The sequence below is a fragment of the Desulfovibrio sp. genome (genome assembly GCA_016208105.1).
Classification (GTDB): Bacteria; Desulfobacterota; Desulfovibrionia; order Desulfovibrionales; family Desulfovibrionaceae; genus Fundidesulfovibrio.
In genome coordinates this window covers 149,854-169,667 of the sequence record JACQYS010000010.1, presented here as the reverse complement: position 1 = coordinate 169,667, position 19,814 = coordinate 149,854, and the positions used below count along the sequence as shown (strand labels likewise).

Genomic DNA, 19,814 nt, shown 5'->3' with positions numbered 1-19,814 from the left:
AGGTGACACCATGGACCGCAGAGACTTTTTGAAATCCTCCGCGCTTCTGGGCTGCGCCCTGGCCGCCGGGGAAAACATCGCCAACGCCGCCTCCTCCGAAGAGGCTTCCCGGAACCCATACCAGGGCTTCAAGCCCGAAGGCATGATCTTCTCGGCCTGCCAGCAGTGCAACACCCAGTGCGGCATCAAGGTGAAGATCGAAAACGGCAACGTGGTCAAGATCGACGGCAATCCTCTCTCGCCCTGGAACCTGACCCCGCAGCTGCCCTACAAGTCCTCCATGGCCGAGGCCGCCCTTCTGGACGCCCCCCTGTGCCCCAAGGGCTACGCCGGCATCCAGACACTCTACGACCCCTACCGCATCGTGAAGGTATTGAAACGCGCCGGAAAGCGCGGCGAGAACAAATGGAAGACCATTCCATTCGAACAGGCTGTGAAGGAGGTAGTGGAAGGCGGGGACCTCTTCGGCGAGGGCAAGGTGGACGGATTGAAAGACATCCTGACCTGCCGCGACCCCAAGATCTCCGACGCCCTCAAGAAGGACGCGGCCGACGTGGCCAGCAAGAAGATGACCCTGGACGAGTTCAAGGCCAAGAACGCGGACAACCTCAAATACCTGATCGATCCCGACCATCCTGATTTCGGGGTCAAGAACAACCAGTTCTGCCTGAACTGGGGCCGCCTGAAGGGAGGGCGAAGCGAGTTCGTACGGCGCTTCACCGAGTTCTCCGGCGGCTCCTACAATTACCACGGCCACACCACGGTGTGCCAGGGCTCGCTGTACTTCTCCTGCAAGGCCATGTCCGACCAGTATCTGGAGGGGAAATTCACCGACGGCTCCAAGTTCTACTGGCAGGCGGACACTGGCAACGCGGAGTTCATCTTCTTCGTGGGCGCCAACCCCTTCGAGGCCAACTACGGCCCGCCCCTTCGCGCCAGCAAGATAAGCCAGATCACCTCGGACGGGGTCAAGATCGCGGTGGCCGATCCGCGCTGCTCCAAGACGGCGGCCCGGGCCTGGAAGTGGCTGCCCGTGAAGCCCGACGGGATAGGCGCGCTGGCCCAGGCCATGATCCGCTGGATCATCGAGAACAAGCGCTACGACGCCCGCTACCTGGCCAACGCCAACAAGGCCGCCGCCAAGGCGGACAACGAGCCCACCTGGACCCAGGCCTGCTGGCTGGTGAAGCTCGACGCGGACGGCAAGCCCACGGTGTTCCTGCGCGGCTCGGACCTGGGCATGGAACCCCAGAAGCGCCCCACCAAGGACGGCAAGTCCGAATGGAGCTTCGACCCGTTCATCGTTGTCAACGACAACGGCGAACCCGTGCCATTCGATCCCAATGACGACAAGGCCGTTGTCGAAGGACAGCTGCTCTTCGCTGGAGAGCTGAACAGCATCAAGGTGAAGACCGCGCTGCAGATCTACGCGGAAGGCGCCAATTCCAAGAGCTTCGACGACTGGTGCAAGCTGGCCGGGGTGGCCTCCGCCGACGTGGCCGAGATCGCCAGGGAGTTCACCTCCCACGGCAAGAAGGCAGTGTGCGACCTGCACAGGGGCGTGTCGCAGCATACCTCGGGCTTCTTCAATGTGGTCTCCTGGATGCTGGTGAACGTGCTCATCGGCAACCACGACTGGATGGGGGGCTTAAGCAAGGCCACCACCTTCAACCACGACGGCTCGCGCGAGGGAAAACCCTACAACCTGACCAAGCACCCGGCCAAGATGCCCGGTTGGGGCATCTCCATCATCCGCCACCAGGCCAGCTACGAGAAGTCCTCGCTTTTTACCGGCTATCCGGCCAAGCGGGTGTGGTATCCCTTCGCCTCGGACATCTACCAGGAGGTCATCCCCAGCGCCGGGGACATGTATCCCTATCAGCTCAAATGCCTTCTGCTCTACATGGGCACGCCCGTGTATTCGCTTCCGGCAGGTCACGCCCTGGCCGCCATCCTGGCGGACCCGAAAAAGATACCGCTCTTTATAACCTCGGACACCACCGTGGGCGAGACCAGCATCTTCGCGGACTACGTCTTCCCGGACCTGACCTACCTTGAGCGCTGGGAGTTCGTGGGCTCGCACCCCTCAATGGCCCCCAAGGTTGGCGCCATCCGCCAGCCAGCGGCCAAACCCATGACCGACACCTGCACCGTGTACGGCCAGCAGATGCCGCTGAGCTTCGAGTCGCTGCTTTTGGGCCTGGCCGAGAAGCTCAACTTGGCTGGATTCGGCGAGGACGCCTTCGGCAAGGGCCTGCACCTGAAGCACCAGGACGACATGTACCTGCGCATGGTGGCCAACCTGGCCTTCGGCGACAAGGCCGACGGCACCGAGAAGCTTCCCGGGGCGTCCCAGGCGGAGATGGACATCTTCCTGAAGGCCCGCGCCCACCTGCCTCCCACGGTGTTCGACGCCAAGCGCTGGGAGTCTTTGGCGGGAACGGAGCTGTGGCCAAGCGTGGTGACCATCCTGAACAGGGGAGGGCGCTTCCAGGAGTACGCCCAGGCCTACAAGGACGGACAGCTCACCAACAAGTACGGCAAGATGGTGGGCATCTACTTCGACAACCTGGCCAAGGCCAAGGACTCCATGACCGGGAAGACCTACCTGCCTTACGGTGGATTCGTCCCCGGGCCCCTGGACGTGGCCGGCAATGCGCTGCCGGACGCCAAAGACGGGTACGATATGACGCTTATCACCTACAAGGCCGTGACCCAGACCAAGTCGCGCACCTCGGGCAACTACTGGCTCCAGGCCCCGTATCCCGAGAACTTCGTGGAAGTGGCGGCAGCGGACGCTGCCAAGCTTGGCTTGAAGGACGGCGATCTGGTGAAGGTTCTCTCGGCTTCGAACCCAGAAGGCGTCTGGGACCTGGGGCCGTTCGGCAAGAAGCCGGTGGCTGGCAAGGTGAAGGTGCTTGAAGGCCTTCGCCCCGGTGTGGTCAGCTTCTCGCTTGGGCATGGCCACTGGGCCTACGGGGCAGGCGTTTGGGAGATCGACGGCAAGAAGATCGCCCCTGACCTAAGGCGCGCCACGGGCATCCATGCCAATGCGGCCATGCGCCTTGATCCGGTGCTTAAAAACACCGGGCTGGTGGACAAGATCGGCGGAAGCGCCGTGTTTTATCAATCACCAGTGAAACTTGTAAAAGCCTAGCCTACACCAAGAGCCGGGCTCCTTCACAGGGGCCCGGCTCTTCTTTTCATGGCCATCAGCTACATCACGGCGTAGATCAGATGGGTGCATGGAGGCCCGCCCGAAATCATTGCCCTTTGCCCGCGCCCAAAGGCCTGTCCGGACATCTACCGATCGCTTCGCCCCAATCCGCCCGACTGAGCCAGCCCGGCGGCCAGCCGCCGCCTGCCTTCGAAGGACAGATGTTCGCACGCCCATTGGCGGTCCACGAAAAGCTCCGGGCCAAGGATCTCGGAATAATCGAGCAGCTCCACGCCGTGCGCCGCGACGCCACGGGCCAGGGCCGCCATGTTCCCGCGCATGCGCTCCGCGAACGCCGGTCCAACCAGGCCGACGGCCTCTTCCATGTTCACGGGCGTCACATACACAACGGGCGTCATGCCCGCCCGGCGCAGTATGTCCAGGGCGTCGCCCAGCACAAGCAGCATTGGACAGCCGCCGTCGATCACGGTCATGTAGTTGTCGATAAAGAGCCTGCAAAGATCCGCAGCTTCCGGGTCGCCCAGGGCGCAGCTGCCAGCTAGGGGGAGCCGGGCCTCCTGTCTGCGGGAGGCGAAGTAGTCCTCTTTGGCCGGGAATGCACCGGATGCGGTGATGGTCTTTAAGTGTGCGTTGAAGTCCTGTCCCCGCAGGCGTGCGGCGCACCACGCCAGATACGCTTTAGGGCCCGCGTCATTGCCCAGCACCGTGAGATAATGCAGCAGATTGCCGAAATACGTGGCCGGATGGAAGAAATCCCCCACCGTGAGCGCCCTGGGATTTATGTTGACGATGACGAACCGTGGCTTGTGTGGAGCCTGCGCCAGCATCTTGGCATAGGCCTTCACCAGTACCGGACTTAGCCCCGGCGCGCTGATGCCCTGGACCGTGAGGCCGGTTTCGGCTGCAACCAGCTGGGCCAGGGTGTCCTGGCGCTCGTCGCTGTGGTGGGCGCCCATGGTGGAATCGTTGAAATAGAGCACGTCCGGAGCGGATTTCTTCAGGGATTGCCAGAGGGTGTAGGCGTCGGCGTTGTGGTAGGTGTCGTATTCCGGGTGGCGCGACGGCCAGGCGTGCTCACGCATGCAGCGGGTGACCGCGTCCCGGTGGAGGTTCGCAAATGCAGCGTAGTCCCAGGCTATGGCACCGGCAATGGCCGCCAGCACGGCCACAAGGCTCGCCCGGACGGCGGAACGCGTGAAAAAGCGGCGCATGAGGACTCCAGGGAACTGAACGGCGAGAGCGCGGATAACCCGGCAGCCGCTTGGAGAGCATGTGCCTCAGGCGGGCGCGAATAGCAACGCCCGGCGCATCAGGGCCGCGAAACCAGGCTTGGGCCTTCAGTACCGCTCGTACGCCCTCTCAGCCATTTCTCGAATGAGATGACCGGCAGAATGAGAGCCCCGGTCAATGCCGCATAGAGCCAGGCCAGTCCATCAAGCGGCGCCGAGCCGAAAAGGGTCTGGAGCGGTGGCAGATAGACAAAACAGGCCTGGAGGAGCAGCAGGAGGCCTATGCCAATAAAAATGGGCGGGTTGCTGAAAATACCCTGGGTAAACAAAGAGTCGCGCAGGGAGCGGCAGTTGAGCAGGTAGAATACCTGGGTGAAGGTGATGCTGGTCACGCAGAGGGTTTGCGCTTCGGAGTGCGCCAGAGCGTGCCGGGCGCTGGTGACCGCTTCAGGGCCGACGTTTCGGAAATAATCCCACAGGAACAGGCCGCAGGCCCCGGCGGTCATCAGGGTGGCAACGATAATCAAACGGGCTACGATGAAGCCGGAAAAGGCGGGTTCGTCCGGAGTGCGGGGCATGCGCCGCATGACGCCTGGCTCCAAGGCCTCGAAGGCCAGAGGGATGGAAAGCGTGACGCTCGCTATCAGATTGATCCAGAGAGTCTGGCTTGGGGACATGGGCATCAGGAGCTCATTGACGTCGCCCACCTGGACAGTAGGAAAAAAAAACATGGCCACGGACAGGATGCACGCCAGCCCCAGATTGGTCGGCAGCACAAAGGCCAGGGATTTGATGAGGTTGTCGTAGACCCGGCGGCCCTCCTCGATGGCGGCGGTTATGGAGGAGAAGTTGTCGTCCATCAGGACGATCTTGGCAGCCTCCTTGGATACCGCCGAACCGGTTATGCCCATGGCGATGCCGATGTCCGCTCGCTTGAGCGCCGGTGCGTCATTGACGCCGTCGCCAGTCATGGCCACCACATGGCGAAGCGACTGGAGGGCCTGCACCAGCCTGATCTTGTGCTCGGGCGCCACACGGGCAAAGACGTTGCACTTTTCGGCGGCGGCCGTGAATTGTTCCTCGGAGAGCTGGTCCAGGTCGCGCCCCTGCATGGCTTCTTGCCCTGGCTGCAAAAGGCCCAGTTGCCGGCCGATGGCTTCGGCTGTCACGGGGTGGTCGCCGGTGATCATCTTCACCGTGATTCCGGCCTTGTGGCACGTTTTAATTGAATCGATCACCTCGGTGCGGGGAGGGTCCACCATGCAGACCAGGCCTGCGAACTGCATGCCGCTTTCCACCAAATCAGGTGAGATATGATCGACTGAAGCATCCCGCTTGTGGGCGAAGGCGATAACCCGCATTCCTTGCCTGGCATAGGCATCCATGGCTTCATTCACCAGTATCTTTTCGGCAGCGCTCAGGGAGCTGCGTTCCATGACGATTTCCGGAGCGCCTTTGAGGAGAATGCGGCGTTCGCTTCCGATCCGGTTCAAGGTGGCCATGTATTTGGTGTCTGATTCGAAAGGGATCACGTCCAACCGTTCATGCCGGCTGCGATGATCGTTGGCGTCCAGGCCCGCTTTTTGACCTGCCACCACCAACGCGGCTTCTGTCGGATCCCCTGTGATGATCCACCTGCCGTCCTCCTGGCGCAGCGTGGCGTCGTTGCAGAGCACGGCGATCGTCAACAGCTCGGCAAGGTCCGCGGGAATATCCGTCAGGGGAACCCCGCCATGCTCGAACGCCCCCACTGGTTCGTATCCTATTCCAGACACGCGGTATTCCTGGCCATCGCGCCAGGCAGCCTGCACCGTCATCTCGTTGCGGGTCATGGTGCCCGTCTTGTCGGAGCAGATGATGGTTGTGGACCCCAGGGTTTCGACCGCGGGAAGGTGCCGGACCACGGCATTTCGCGCGGCCATGCGCCGGACACCGATGGCCAGGCAGATGGTGACCACAGCGGGCAGGCCCTCGGGGATGGCTGCGACGGCAAGCGACACGGCAACCATGAGGGACTCGCCCACCGGAGCGTTCTTCACCCAGATGCCAAAAGAGATCAGCACCGCCACCACAACCACGACCGCAGCGGTTATCCCGGTGGTGACCTTCGCCAATTGCCTGGTGAGCGGGGTCTCCAACGCTTTGGCCTGGTTCAGGAGCGCATTGATCCGACCCAGCTCAGTGGAGTTTCCTGTGGTAACGACCACACCCGTGGCAGTGCCTTGCAGAACAAGGGTCCCGCTGAAGACCATGTTGAAACGGTCACCCAGCGGAGCATCCTGGGCTACGGCTTGTGTGCTCTTTGCCACCGGCAGGGATTCGCCGGTAAGGGCGGCTTCTTCGACAAGAAGGCTCTTCACCCGAACCAGCCGGAGATCGGCTGGGACCTTGTCGCCACTTTGCAGGGTTACGATGTCTCCCGGGACCAACTCTCCGGCCGGCAAGGCGATGGACCGGCCATCGCGCAGAACGGTCGCCGTCTCGGGCACCATGGCGGCAAGGGCTTCGATGGCTTTTCCAGCCCTGTACTCCTGGGTAAAACCAATGAGTGCGTTAATACCCACCGCTCCGAACACCACAACGGCATCGGTTGGTTTGTTGAGCGCCACAGCCAGCGCGCCCGCGGCGATCAAAAGCCAGCCGATGGGAGTATTCACCTGGTTCCAAAAGATGAGCCATGCGCTGCCGGAACCATCTTTTGAAAGGGTGTTCGTCCCATACTGTCGCAAACGACGGAGGGCCTCATCTTCCGTGAGTCCGCTGGCCGTTGTTTTCAGCTCGGAGAGCACATCATCATCGGGAAGAGAGTGCCATTTCATTGTATTATCCATCACCACAGACCTATTGAAAAAATGCTGAGAGATGACACTTCATGGTCAATCCAACATGTAGCGCAAGAAGCGAAACATTTCCACGAACAAAACAAGAAACCACAGGGCTATGCTTATTCCAGCTGCTGCGGCTGATATGTCTTTTATTATCTTTATCTTTATGTTTTCATTCTCTTCAACAAAGTCGCATAGGGACTCTATGGCGCTGTTGAACAACTCGGAAATGAGAACCAACGACGTAACTAAGATTATAAGTAACGAGTCAACCCATTGTTGCATTACAAAACAAACAACAATGACGACAAGTGACAGGTACACTTTGTACGCCACGCTAAAATCATAACGCATGGCATAACGCAGTCCGGAAAGACACACCTTGATCTTTCGTACCGGATGGTATCCGGATCTGATTCTGCTTATAAACTTATTGTTCATGGGCGCTTAACCGATTGTCTCCACGAGCTTCTTTGTGGCTCGCTCATGAGTTGTACTTGTTTTTTCGAGCCCCGCAAGAAGGGATTCCGGACATTGCTGCCTGCGGGAGAAACTGAAACATGGCTACTTTCTGCCCCAACCGGGGATGGATGGCAATGGCGGGCAAGTCTTGGCGGGTCCGGGTGGATACGCCTCCGGAATGGTCCGGACGGACGGAGACGCTTGTTTCAGGAATACTCGGCGCGGCTTATGCTCAAAAAAACGGCCACGATATCCGGGTCGAACTGGGTGCCCGAGAGTCTGGTCAATTCGGTCACGGCCTCCTCGTGGCATCGGCCCCGGCGGTAGGCGCGGTCCGCTGTCATGGCCTCGTAGGCATCGGCCACGGTGCAGATGCGGGCCAGCAGGGGGATGTCCGTTCCCGCCAGGCCATGCGGGTATCCCATACCGTCGAATTGCTCCTGGTGGTGCAGAGAGACCAGCAGGGCATCTTCAAGGAAGGTTGCCTCTTTGAGCATTTCATGGGCGATGGCGGGGTGGGTTCTTACGATGGCCAGCTCCTCCTGGGTGAGCGGCCCGGTCTTTCGCAGAATGGAGTTGGGGATGGCCAGCTTGCCGATGTCGTGGAGCAGGGACCCCCATTCCAGCTGGGTCAGCTGATCCTGGTTGAGCCCCATCTGCCTGCCGATGGCCATGGCCACCTTGTTGACGCGCAGGGAATGTTCGGCCGTGCTTGATTCGTTGAACTTAAGCGCGTTCAGGAAGGCGCGGATGGTGACGTCGTAGGAGAAGGCGAGGTTCTCATTGGCTGTCTCCAGCTTTTCCAGAAGCTCTGCGATGCTCTTGCGCATGGCGTTGATGTCCTGGCTTAAAAGGCCGACCTCGTCGTTGGAGGCCGCGACCACCTCGGTGCCCAGGTCACCGGCCGCGATCTTGCGAACGGAGGTGGAAAGCTGGGATATGGGGCGAACAACTTCTCTGGCCACCCACAGGCTGAAGGCGATCCCCACCAGGACGAGCATCGCGTACACCAGCACCTGCATCTGCACGTGGCGAAGGCGCAGGGCGGCCCAGTTGGAATCGTCCATCTCAAGCTCCACCACACGCTTCGCGGGCTGGCCCGCATCGACCGCTATGGGAATGTAGTGGAAATGCCTGCCGTCTTCTGCCGCCATCTGCTGCTGGCCCTGCTGGACCGCCTGGGTGGCGGCGGCAAGGCGCGCTCCAGGAGGCAGAAGACTGGAAGTGTCGTTGACGTTTAAGAAGTTGGTGGAGTGGTGCTGGGCGAATATCTCCAGGCTTTTGACGTAGGAGGCGTTGCCCACGATGTTTCTTGCCAGGTTCTGAAAGGCGAGTATGTCGTGAAAGCCCTCGCTCGGGCGAAAGGGCGCTCCCACTTCGAGAATGAATTTGCGGTCCTTGGTGGCCTGGTAGGCGAACTGCTTTATGCCGTCGTTGAAGCTTAGGATCGGCCTGTCCAGAACGTATTCGCCCGAGGCGAGCACTCCGTCAAGAAACAGCGCGAAATCCCCCTCGCCGATGACCAGGCCCAAGTCCTTGGCGAAATTGGTGTGGACGACGGTATGGGAGAGGTCCACCACGAACAAATCCATCCCGCCGCCAGCGGAGGCTATGACGCCCTCAAGGTCCATTCCCCGGGGATTGCCCGGGTTGTTCTCGTAGCTCTCGTGAAGAAGGCCCATGGCCTTCTTCATCTTGTCCGCCATGCGCTCTTCCAGGAGCTTCTGGGCGTTGTCCTGGATGCGGACCCCCTGTTCCACAAGCCTGACGATCATGGCCACGGTAGCGTCGTGGCTTTCCTTGGTCATGGTGTCGAAGAGCCTGCTGGAGAAGACGTGGGCCATAGCCACGACCACCACGATGGTAGCAACAACGAGCGTGGCCAGCTTTCTGGAGAGGGGTCTGAATCCGCTCATCTGGGACCTTCAGCCTGAGTCACCCTTTGGTTTTCACTCACGCAAAGCCCTGGACGCGAGCATCACCTCGCCACGCACAGATGTGAGTTACGATATTACTTTTTAAATATTGTAAACGCCCTGGATAGTCAAGCACTTAGGAGATTGCATGGCAAGCGCAAGAATGTTGACGTCAATCGTGGGGACAAGGGAGCAATCGGTTCGCAAAGCCGGACCATAAATGCCATCAGCCCGTGACGTAGGGAAAGAACTTCCTGTCTTCCTCCAGCATGTGTTGTGATATCACGTCCACCGCCAGGAAACCAAAGAGCTCTCCCACGGAGACCTGGTCCTGGTGAAACCGAGCCGTCAGCTTGTCCATGCCCTGGACGAGCCTCGTATGCATCTGCGTATGCTTGTCGGCATCGGGATAGCGAACTGCTCTGAAAAGGGCGTCCTCGTCGCGAAAGTGCTTGGCCACATGGGCGGTAAGGTCGCTGATCAGCTTCTCGCACACGTCTTTGGGCTTTTCATCGAGAAGGGCGGCAAGAAGCTCATTGGAGAAGCTGAACAGTTCGCGGTGTTGCGAGTCTATCAGTTCGTTTCCGGATTCGTAGGAGTCTTTCCAGGCAAGACGAATAAAACCCGTCCGCGTCCTGGCGAAAGTTTCGTCCAGGTCCTCAATGTCATCAATAACTTTAACGGTGTTTCGCCCGGCATTCTTGGCTTCGTATAATGCTGCGTCAGCCTGGTTCAGGCGTTGCTCAAGCGACTTGCCCGCTCCGGTGAAAGAGACCGCGCCGATGCTCACCGTGAAGCGAACAGTTCCGCGCTGCGTGTTCACAGCGGTCTGCTCGATGTTTACGCGAAGACGCTCGGCGATCTGCCTGCCGCGCGTCTGGCCGGTATTCAGGAGCACAGCCGCGAACTCGTCTCCTCCCAGGCGGCCGAAGACGTCGATTTCCCGCAATGAATTCCTGCACGTCGACGCCAGGCTTCTGAGAACGTCGTCGCCTATGGCGTGCCCGAAGGTGTCGTTTATGGTCTTGAATTCATCAATGTCGATCATGAGCACGGTCATGGATTCATGGAAGCGCCCGCCGCGAGCGATCTCCCGCTCCCCAAGGTCGAAGAAGCGCCGCCTGGTGTTCACCCCGGTCAGATAGTCCTCTGACGCGAGGCGTATCAGCTCGCTCTCGTTTTTCTTCTGGGCGGTAATGTCTTGCGCCTGGGAAATAAAGAAGAGGGGCTTGTCATCGTCATCGCGGACCAGGGAGACATTTAGCAGCACAAAAACAATGCCGCCGTTCTTGTGGATGTATCTCTTCTCGCGCTGGTACGTCTCTCTTTCGTGGGAGAGTATCTGCTGGAAGTAGGTTAACGCCTCGTCGACGTCTTCAGGGTGGGTGATGTCCTGGAACTTCTTGGACAACAACTCGGCTTCCGAATAGCCGACAAGATTGCACAGCGCGTTGTTCACAGCGATCCATTGGCCGTCGGGCGCTATAAGCGACATGCCTATGGACGCGAAGCTGAACGCGCTGAGAAACAGCTTGTCTGTGCACAGGATGGGGCTTTTGGCACAGAGTTCTTCGTCTTTTACTCCTCGAGCGCCAAAGCCTCCGGCGAAGTTCTCTTTTTTGTCTCTCATGTGGATTGCGTGTCTCTTGTCATGGCGTGGAGAAAGGCCACCAGTTTGCAGGAGGCTGCCCTGGCCGTCGTGGCGCGCCTGTTCCACGCCATGTATGTGCACACACTCCTAGGAAAGCGCCTTCTGGCCGCCGCCTTCGGCCTGCATGTTTTCGATGAGGTTCTTGAGTATCTGGGCCTGGTTGGCCAGCTCGCCCACGGCCTGGGCGCTTTGGCGCATGGCGTCCGAGGTTTCGGAGGAGATGCGGCTCACGTCCTCGATGCTGTGGTTTATCTCCTCGCTGGCCGAAGACTGCTGCTCCGATGCCGTGGCGATGGAGCGCACCTGGTCCGAGGTGGATTCCACCAGCCTAACGATCTCCATGAGGGACTCGCCGGACTTCACGGCCAGGCCTGTGGCCTCCTCGATGGTTCTGGCGGAGCGTTCCACGTTCTCGATGTTCTTTTTCGTGCCGTCCTGGATGCCCCGGATGGCGTCGCCCACTTCCTTGGTGGCGGTCATGGTCTTTTCGGCCAGCTTACGCACCTCGTCGGCCACAACCGCGAAGCCCCGGCCGGCCTCTCCGGCGCGGGCGGCCTCGATGGCGGCGTTTAAGGCCAGCAGGTTGGTCTGGTCCGCGATGTCGGAGATAACGTTCATTATCTGGCCGATGCCCTCGGCCTGCTTGCCCAGGGTGCCCATGTCGGCCTTCATCTCCTGGGACTGGTACTGCACGTCTTCTATGCCCTTGACCACCTGGCCCACCACCCTGGAGCCGTCCTCGGCCTTGGCCTTGGCCTCGTCCGCGGTGTGAGCGGCGTGGGAGGCGGACTTGGCCACTTCCAGCACCGTGGCGTTCATCTCCTCCATGGCCGTGGCCGTCTCGTCCACGCGGCGGGACTGCTCCTCGGAGCCCCGGCTCGACTGCTCGATCTGGGCCGAGAGCTCTTCCGAGGCCGAAGTGACTATCTCCACCACGCCTTCGAGCTGGTTGGCCGCGTGGAGCATGCCTTCGGCCTTGGCGCGCTCGGCCTGTTCCTTGGCGGCCTCGGCTTCCTGGGTGGCGATCCTGGCCTTTTCGGACTCCTCGGCCGCGATGCGGGTCTTCTCGTTCGCTTCGGCTATCTTCTCGTTCAGATTGGCAACCATCACCCGCAGGCTGTCCGCCACTTGCCCGATCTCGTCCTTTTGCGAAACTTCGAGCTTTTCCCCGAGCTTGCCCGAGGCCACGGAATCCGAGAAGACCACCACCTTGCCCAGCGGCCTGGAGATGGAGCGCGTCAGCAGGATGCCCAGGATGAAGGCGATGATGGGCGTGATGGATGCCACGATGGTCATGTTGCGGACGTTGGCCGCGACCTTCAGGTCGGCCTGCTCCTTCTCCGCGTCGGAATTCTTCTTGTTGTTCTGGATTATCTTCCCCAGTTCCGCGAACTGCTTTCTGTTGATGTCGAGCCCCTTGACCACGCTGTCCAGGGCTGCGTCGTACTTGGCCTGGTTGCCGGGGTCGCTCTCCCATTCCTTGATAAGGGTGAAGCCCTTGGAATTGGCGGCCGTCGCCTGCTCATTATACCCTTTGAACACCTTCCATACGGCCGCGTCCTCCGGGGACTGCGGCATGGTCTCGTAGCGCTCGAACCCCTCCCTGTAGAGCTTGCGAGCGGTATCTATGTTGGCGTATTGCCCGGCCCGTTCTTCCTTGGGCAGACCCGGGATGAGCAGGGTACGCTGCGCCGTGATGACGTTTCGCATGTTGAACCTGATCTGGGCCAAGGCTTCGATGCTGGGGAGATAAACCTTCGCTACGCTATTCAACGATTTTTCAGTGTCGCGTAATCCTGAATAGCCGATGAGGCCGACCACTCCGGCCAATATGGCCACAATGATAAAAGCGACGATCAAACGGATGCCGATCTTGATGTTTCCCATTACACACCTCGAATTTGTGTTTCGATTGTAACCGCATTCCGGGTGCCTCAAGGGAATACAAAAGGAGCCCCGATGCTTTCCTGGACCAGCCTCTTCACGCCAAAGGCAGTGGGATAATCTATTTTAAATAAGCAGATAATTGCGTAAGTGCAAGGCTTACCGGGAGAAATGATGCCTTCGGACGTTGCGCCCTAGTGCTCTTCGCGTCAACTGTTTGAGTTATCTCGCAAAACTAACAACCTTGCTGAAAGCCCGGCCGCACCCCCGCTATGGGACAAAACGCGAGTCCGCGCCCTGGAACTGTTCCGGGGAGAGGCCCTGGGCGCCGCCGCTTCCGCCTTGAGGTATCCGCAACTGCGTGTCGTCTGTAGCCCGGGGAGCCTGTGAGAACAGTATCTGGGGGGGCGGGCAGGGCGGATGAAACCAAGCCCCGACCCCGTCCGCTAGGCGCTTTTCTTCTTTATGAGCTGGAAGGCCTTTTCAACGAGCTCGTTTATCTTGGCCTTGGAAATCTGAGCGTCCGCTCCCACCTCGACGCCCTTGTGGTACAGGCTCTCGGTGATGATGGAGGAACACAGAAGAATGGGGATTTTTTTCAGCACCGGATCATCTTTGATTCTCTTGGTCAGGTGGTGGCCGTCCATGAGAGGCATCTCGATATCCAGGATCGCGATGTCGGGAATGCTCGAGGGTGATTCGTTCTTCAGATTTTCCAGGTACACCCAGGCTTCCTTGCCGTTTTCGAACTGGGCCACCTCGAAGTTGTTTTCCGAAAGCATGTTGAAGACCATGTTGCGCACCATGGTGGAGTCGTCGGCAATGATCGCCTTGTAGTTCTTGCTCTCCAGTTCCTTCTTCACCTCGCTCGAAACGTTGGCGTTGGGAGTGGCAAGTTCGTTGAGCTTGGCCACGATCTTTTCCAGATCGAGTAGGAAGACGATCTTGCCTTCCAGCCGGACGATGCCGGTGATGGAATTGGAGGTCAAAGACGACAGCTGGACGTTGGGCGCTTTGACCTGGTCCCAACTGAGCCGGTAGATGCGGGTGACGCCGGACACGAGAAACGAGGTGATCACCTGGTTGAACTCGGTGACTATTACTTTCAGATGCTCTGTCTGCTGGAGCTTTTTCCCCACCCAGTGGCTCAAATCGATAAGCGGGACGATCTCGGTGCGCAAATCGAACGCGCCCATGACCGACGGATTGGACGCGTCAGGCATGTCGGTCAGCTCCGGGAGCCGGATAATCTCCAGCACCTTGGCCACGTTCATGCCGTAGTAGGTCCGGGAGGTGCGGTCGGTTTCGGGGTCATGCTCGTCAATAAAGAATTCAACGACCTCGAATTCGTTGGTTCCGGATTCCAGCAGAATGTCTGTTTTCGACATGTCTTCATCCTTCACTGAGTGTTTGCCGGGCGTCGGATTCAGTTTTTCGCAAGACACACAGAGAGCGGCGCGGCTGCTTGTTTTGTGCAACCCGGCTGTCTCAAGGAAGGCTGTATGAGACCCGTGGCTTTCCGAAAGCACTCGCCTCGCGACGAGGATGGCAATGATTATTTAAAACCGATAATTTGAACAATTCGTTAAAGCAAGTAGGGTTCGGAGAAATCTTTATTCATCAGCATGATATTTTGTATTCCACGCATTTTTGATCAAGAAGAGTTGAAGCCTGAAACAGTGTGCCCCATGCGTAGCCGATTTCTTATGGACGAACGAATAGGGACGGACGCAACCACTAACGGCAAGAGAGCCGGCAAGCCCTGAAGAGCCCAAAAGACGGGGCGACCGGTTTTATCGCGGCAAGTCCCTTTTTTATTGAGCAATCCTTGACGATTTGGCGAAATGTTCCTCAGAGTGGCGGCTCCCCCTTGCGCCAAACATGCGCGACAGGGTAACATGCCAGAGGTATGGCTCCCGAGGCGGTTCGTAATTTTCAATGCCTTTAGGCGTGCAATGAGGATTTACCGTATGGCTGATGTTTTTATCAAAAACGACAAAGTGTACGACGAGGATGTTCGCACATTCGTTAACGCCCAGAAAGGGGTGTTCCTCGTTTTGTCCCACGACCAGTTGTTCGGCAAAAACCTGCGCAACACCATCGTGCGCCACCTGGCCCTCAAGGAGGAGTGCATCATAAGCGTCTACACCCTGGAGCAGCTCCACTCGGGCATAGGCCAGCAGTTGGGCCAGGGCAACCGCGTCCTCATTTTCATCGAGCGCGAGATCAACGGCAAGAATTGCCACGACCTGGTCCAGCTGATCAAAATCGAGCACCCCGAAGTCATGGTGGTCGTGCTCACCAGCGAAGTGGCCAGGGAAATGCTCATCTACCTGCACGAACTCGGGGCCAACAACGTCATCACCAAGCCCTTCTCGGCCGACACGCTCATCGAAAAGATAGCCTTCACCGTGAAGCCCCGGGGCCAGATAGGCGAACTCATAGAGGCGGGCAAGGCGCTCAACGCCTCTGGCAAACACGATGAAGCCGTGGCCATGGCCCACAGGATTCTGGAGATAAAACCCAAGAGTCCCGCAGCGCTCATCCTGCTGGGCGACAGCTTCAAGGGCCTTGGCGACACCCAGAAGGCCCTGGACGCCTACAACAACGCCTACAAGAACGCCAAACTCTACCTGGAACCCATCAGAAAGATTGCCGAACTCCACAAGGAAAACGGCAACATCCGGGAAGAGACCAAATACCTGGAGAAGCTCGACAGGCTCTCGCCCCTGAACGTGGAGCGCAAGGTCACCATCGGCGGAAACTACATGGCGCTTGGCGAGCCGGACAAGGCCTCCGAGATCTTCAACGACGCCATGAAACTGGCCACCAAGGAGGCACAGGCCCAGATGAGCCGGGTGAGCCGCGCCATAGCCGACCAGTGCCTGCTCTCCAACCCAGAGCTCTCGGAGAAGTATCTGCGCCTGTCGCTGGAAGTGAAAAAGGGCGGGCTGGACAAGTCCGACATCGACACCTTCAACCGCCTTGGGATCACCCTGCGCAAGCAGGGGCGCTGGTCCGACGCGGTGGTGGAGTATCGCCGCGCCTTGAAGATCTCCCCCGAGGACGCGGGGCTCTACTACAACACGGCCATGGCCTTCACTGAGGGCAAGGAGGCCCAGAAGGCGCTCAAGCACCTGGACAAGGCCCTGGAACTTGATCCGGAGCTCTGGGCGGGCAACGAGACCATCTGCTTAAACATCGCCATGGCCTACTACAACTGCGCGGACAAGGAGCGGGCCCTGGAGTTCGCGAAACGGGCCTTGGAGGTGAACTCCTCGTCTGAAAAGGCGCGGATTCTCATCAAGAAGATCGGGGAGCGCGGGGCCTGACGGCTTGCAAAAACCGTTCTCGCAGCCCGAATGCGATCAATTCGCCTTGGCGATGCACGGAGAGACCAAGAGCCTGCCTTTCCAGGCCCCGTGCAGGGTCCGCATGGCCACGAAAAGCCACATGACACTTAGAAACACCGCCAGCACGGAGCCGAACACCGAAAAGAACGCTATGGAGAGTGTGGCGCCCAACTTGAGCGTGGCCACGGTGTAGACGCCCAGCGGGAAGGTGTAGCCCCACCAGCCCAGGTTGAAGGGAATACCGGCCCTGAAGTAGCGGATGGTGATGAGCGTGGCCAAAAGAAGCCACCACAGCCCGAAGCCCCAGAGCATGGTGCCTGCGATGACGCTTATGGAGGCCGCGCCCCTGCCCACCTGTTCCATGTTCCAGGCCGTAAAGATGGCCGGGGCGTCGCTGCCAAGTATAAGGAGCCCCAGGGCTCCGGTGCCGATTGGGCCGAGCGCCAGCCAGCTGGATGCGGCCATGCTCTCGTGGGGCAGCCGGTGCAGGGACATGCGAAGTAGCAGGATGGTGAGGATCGCGAAGGCCACGGGCACGGAAAACGCCCAGAGAACGTAGCTGGCGATGAGCGTCACGAACTGGGCCTGCGCCTCGGCCAAAAGGGGCGCGAGCATGCCGCCGGTGACGGCCGCCACCTCGGCGGCCACCACGGGCAGGAGCCATACGGCGGTCATCTGGTCCAGCACGTGTTCCTGGCGAGTGAACATGAGGTAGGGTATCAGCACGCCGCAGATGAGCGACATGGCCACGTCTATCCACCACAAGGCCTGGGCCAGGCCCACCACCCCGGCCCCAAAGCGGGGCAGGCCGAAGTAGAGTAGCCCGTTTATAATGGTCGCAAGCCCCATGGGGATGGTGCCGATGAACATGGACACCACGCTGTGGCCGAATATCCGCTTGGCTTCCTGCCCGAACATGATCCAGCGTGCGGTGTAGAGCCCCGCGAACAGCAGAAACATGCCGATGTTCGCCATCCAGAGGAGTTCTCCGGCCGCGTAGAGGGCAGGGGAGGCGCCCGGGAGCTGGGGCAGTGTCAACGCCAGGATGCCGGTGCCCATGGTGGCCGCGAACCAGTTGGGGGTGAACTGTCGGATCATTTCCCGGGGATGCTCCAGGCAGGTGAGGGGCCGTAAATCGTTCAAAAGTTTCTTTAACTTGTCGCGGGACATGGGTGTTCCTTGGTGATCTCTGCCGTGCTTAGGCCGAACTGCAGCCAGAGAGCTCTCAATCAGGATAAACTTGATCTTATTTAGCTTAGATCTGAATACGAGGTTACCGCAGTGGCGTCAACCGTCGAAAGAGGGGGAGGCCCCGGGAAGCACTCCGGGGTTCTAGATGCTCACCTGGATGCCCAGTTCCACGATCCTGTCCGAGGGGATGTTGAAGAACCGCGAGGCTGGCTGGGAGATGCGGGCCATGAGGGTGAACAGTATCTTGCGCCACCCCATGAGCCGCGAGCCGCCAGTGGTGAGGATCGTCTCCCGGCCAAGGAAGTAGGTGACGTCATAGGTGTCAAGCGCGAGGCCCTTGGCCTGGGCCTGTTCCAGAACAGCGGGCACATCCGGGGTTTCCATGAATCCGTAGCGGGCGAAGACCCGGTGGCAATTGCGCCCCAAATCAATGATCTGGAGACGATCCTCCTGATCCACGTAGGGCGTCTCGTCCACCAGAAGGGTCAAGATGACCACATTCTTGTGCAGCACGGGGATATGGGTGAAGAAATGGAGCATGGTCACCGGGGTGCCCTGCGGGTAGAGGCTCATGAACACGCCCGTGCCCGGCACGCGCTTGGGGTCGAGGATGGCCACGTCTCGCCAGAAGGTATCCAGGGGAACCACGAACTGGGAGACGCTCTCGTTGAGCGCCCGGCGGCCGTCCCGCCAGGTGAGCATGGTGAGCAGCACAAGGAAGGCGATGAGAAGCGTGATCCAACCGCCGTCGAAGAACTTCAGGATGTTGGCATTCAGGAAGGCCAGGTCGATGGACAGGAAAAAACCGGACAGGGACGCGGCCTGCCAGCGCGGCCATTCCCAGCGGTAGTGGGCGACATGGTAGAACAGGAGCGAAGTGATGGACATGGTGGCCGTAACGGAGATGCCGTATGCCGCAGCCAAATTGCTCGACTCCTTGAAAAGCAGGGTCAGCACCAGACAAGCAACCATGAGAGCCCAGTTGACGCTCGGGATGTATATCTGGCCTTCCTGCTCGCTCGATGTGTGGATGATGCGCACCCTGGGCATGAAGCCCAGCTGAACCGCCTGCCGGGTGAGCGAGAAGGCGCCGGAAATAAGCGCCTGCGACGCGATGACCGTGGCCATCGTCGCAAGGCCGACCATGGGGTAGAGCAGGGCCGGAGGCACTATGCCGTAAAAGGGGTTGTCCACGATGCTTGGCGAATGCAGCAGGCCGGCCCCTTGGCCCAGATAATTGAGAACAAGGCATGGAAAAGCCAGGGCCAACCAGGAAATGCGTATGGGATTTCGTCCGAAGTGTCCCATGTCGGCATACAGGGCTTCGCACCCGGTGATGCACATGACCACCGCGCCAAGCACGATGAACCCGTGAAACCGGTTCTCGATGAAGAAATTGACCGCATGGAAGGGGTTGAAGGAGGAGAGAATTTCAGGAGCCTGTGAAATGTTCGCCGCTCCGAAGAAGCCGATGGCGATAAACCAGGCCACCATTACAGGCCCGAACACCTTGCCGATGCCTGCCGTTCCCCATTTCTGGCACACGAAAAGCCCCGTGAGAATCACGCAGGTGATGGGCAGCACCAGAGGGGCCGCGGCCTTGGTGGCCACGTTCAGGCCCTCCACGGCGGAAAGCACGGAGATGGCGGGGGTAATAACCCCTTCGCCATACAGTAACGCCGCCCCGAGCATGCCGAAGATGGTCAGTACGGCCAGGCGGCGGCTATTCGACCATTGTTTTTTCGGCAAAAGCTCAAGCAGCGAGAACATGCCGCCTTCCCCCTTGTTGTCGGCCAGCATGATGAAAAGGATGTATTTGGCCGTAACAACCGTGGTGAGCGACCAGAACACCAGGGAGATAACCCCCAGGATGTTTGCCTGAGTGAGGCTCACGGCGTGGGGACCGTTGAAGCATTCCCGGATGGCGTACAGAGGGCTTGTGCCGATGTCGCCGAAGACCACTCCCAGGGCGCCAAGGGACATGGAAAGGAAACGGCTGCGGGATTTGTGGCTGGCGTCGCTTGCGGGCATGCTCATATCGAGGTTTTCCTTGCCGGTGTGCGTGTGTAAAAGAGTATTATTATCAGGCACCTTACTGTGAGTGAACATTCATTGTCCAGACATA

At 59.6% G+C, this 19,814-nt stretch carries 11 protein-coding genes and 1 riboswitch; of the genes, 2 read left to right on the top strand and 9 right to left on the bottom strand.

Annotation, left to right across the window (positions count from 1 at the left end; translation table 11 throughout):
- Positions 1–10 precede the first annotated feature (10 nt).
- Positions 11–3,157, top strand: coding sequence for a molybdopterin-dependent oxidoreductase (locus tag HY795_05970; GenBank protein ID MBI4804762.1), 3,147 nt, complete (start codon positions 11–13; stop codon positions 3,155–3,157).
- A gap of 146 nt (positions 3,158–3,303) precedes the next feature.
- Here HY795_05970 and HY795_05965 read toward each other — a convergent pair whose 3' ends face one another.
- The 7 genes from HY795_05965 to HY795_05935 all read right to left on the bottom strand — a co-directional run bounded on the left by HY795_05965 (position 3,304) and on the right by HY795_05935 (position 14,533).
- Positions 3,304–4,389, bottom strand: a complete 1,086-nt coding sequence (locus tag HY795_05965; GenBank protein ID MBI4804761.1) for a hypothetical protein — start codon at positions 4,387–4,389, stop codon at positions 3,304–3,306.
- Between the two features lie 98 nt (positions 4,390–4,487).
- On the bottom strand, positions 4,488–7,238 hold the full coding sequence (locus HY795_05960) for an HAD-IC family P-type ATPase (protein ID MBI4804760.1): 2,751 nt from the start codon (positions 7,236–7,238) through the stop codon (positions 4,488–4,490).
- Between the two features lie 45 nt (positions 7,239–7,283).
- Positions 7,284–7,673 carry a diacylglycerol kinase gene (locus HY795_05955; GenBank protein MBI4804759.1) on the bottom strand — a complete coding sequence of 130 codons (390 nt, stop codon included), beginning with the start codon at positions 7,671–7,673 and terminating at the stop codon, positions 7,284–7,286.
- A 227-nt stretch (positions 7,674–7,900) separates the two neighbouring features.
- Positions 7,901–9,610: an HD domain-containing protein gene (locus HY795_05950; GenBank protein ID MBI4804758.1), complete on the bottom strand. Its 1,710-nt coding sequence runs from the start codon at positions 9,608–9,610 to the stop codon at positions 7,901–7,903.
- 226 nt (positions 9,611–9,836) lie between these two features.
- Positions 9,837–11,240: a bacteriohemerythrin gene (locus HY795_05945; protein ID MBI4804757.1), complete on the bottom strand. Its 1,404-nt coding sequence runs from the start codon at positions 11,238–11,240 to the stop codon at positions 9,837–9,839.
- A 108-nt stretch (positions 11,241–11,348) separates the two neighbouring features.
- A complete protein-coding gene (locus HY795_05940; GenBank protein ID MBI4804756.1) occupies positions 11,349–13,148 on the bottom strand; it encodes an MCP four helix bundle domain-containing protein in 1,800 nt (599 codons plus the stop codon).
- A gap of 443 nt (positions 13,149–13,591) precedes the next feature.
- Positions 13,592–14,533 carry a chemotaxis protein CheV gene (locus tag HY795_05935; GenBank protein ID MBI4804755.1) on the bottom strand — a complete coding sequence of 314 codons (942 nt, stop codon included), beginning with the start codon at positions 14,531–14,533 and terminating at the stop codon, positions 13,592–13,594.
- Positions 14,534–14,615: 82 nt separating this feature from the next.
- A riboswitch (cyclic di-GMP riboswitch) is annotated at positions 14,616–14,705 on the bottom strand.
- A 425-nt stretch (positions 14,706–15,130) separates the two neighbouring features.
- Between HY795_05935 and HY795_05930 the strand changes: the two genes are divergently transcribed.
- Entirely contained in the window at positions 15,131–16,477 is a 1,347-nt protein-coding gene (locus HY795_05930) for a tetratricopeptide repeat protein (protein MBI4804754.1), read from the top strand.
- A gap of 36 nt (positions 16,478–16,513) precedes the next feature.
- Here HY795_05930 and HY795_05925 read toward each other — a convergent pair whose 3' ends face one another.
- Entirely contained in the window at positions 16,514–17,668 is a 1,155-nt protein-coding gene (locus HY795_05925) for a TDT family transporter (protein ID MBI4804753.1), read from the bottom strand.
- 162 nt (positions 17,669–17,830) lie between these two features.
- Complete coding sequence (locus HY795_05920; GenBank protein ID MBI4804752.1) at positions 17,831–19,720, bottom strand: KUP/HAK/KT family potassium transporter; 1,890 nt, start codon at positions 19,718–19,720, stop codon at positions 17,831–17,833.
- Positions 19,721–19,814: the final 94 nt, after the last annotated feature.

Bases quoted from the DNA above. Each gene is read 5' to 3' on its own strand.
- HY795_05970 (MBI4804762.1), top strand. From the start codon at position 11: ATGGACCGCAGAGACTTTTTGAAATCCTCCGCGCTTCTGGGCTGCGCC.
- HY795_05965 (MBI4804761.1), bottom strand. From the start codon at position 4,389: ATGCGCCGCTTTTTCACGCGTTCCGCCGTCCGGGCGAGCCTTGTGGCC.
- HY795_05960 (MBI4804760.1), bottom strand. From the start codon at position 7,238: ATGGATAATACAATGAAATGGCACTCTCTTCCCGATGATGATGTGCTC.
- HY795_05955 (MBI4804759.1), bottom strand. From the start codon at position 7,673: ATGAACAATAAGTTTATAAGCAGAATCAGATCCGGATACCATCCGGTA.
- HY795_05950 (MBI4804758.1), bottom strand. From the start codon at position 9,610: ATGAGCGGATTCAGACCCCTCTCCAGAAAGCTGGCCACGCTCGTTGTT.
- HY795_05945 (MBI4804757.1), bottom strand. From the start codon at position 11,240: ATGAGAGACAAAAAAGAGAACTTCGCCGGAGGCTTTGGCGCTCGAGGA.
- HY795_05940 (MBI4804756.1), bottom strand. From the start codon at position 13,148: ATGGGAAACATCAAGATCGGCATCCGTTTGATCGTCGCTTTTATCATT.
- HY795_05935 (MBI4804755.1), bottom strand. From the start codon at position 14,533: ATGTCGAAAACAGACATTCTGCTGGAATCCGGAACCAACGAATTCGAG.
- HY795_05925 (MBI4804753.1), bottom strand. From the start codon at position 17,668: ATGTCCCGCGACAAGTTAAAGAAACTTTTGAACGATTTACGGCCCCTC.
- HY795_05920 (MBI4804752.1), bottom strand. From the start codon at position 19,720: ATGCCCGCAAGCGACGCCAGCCACAAATCCCGCAGCCGTTTCCTTTCC.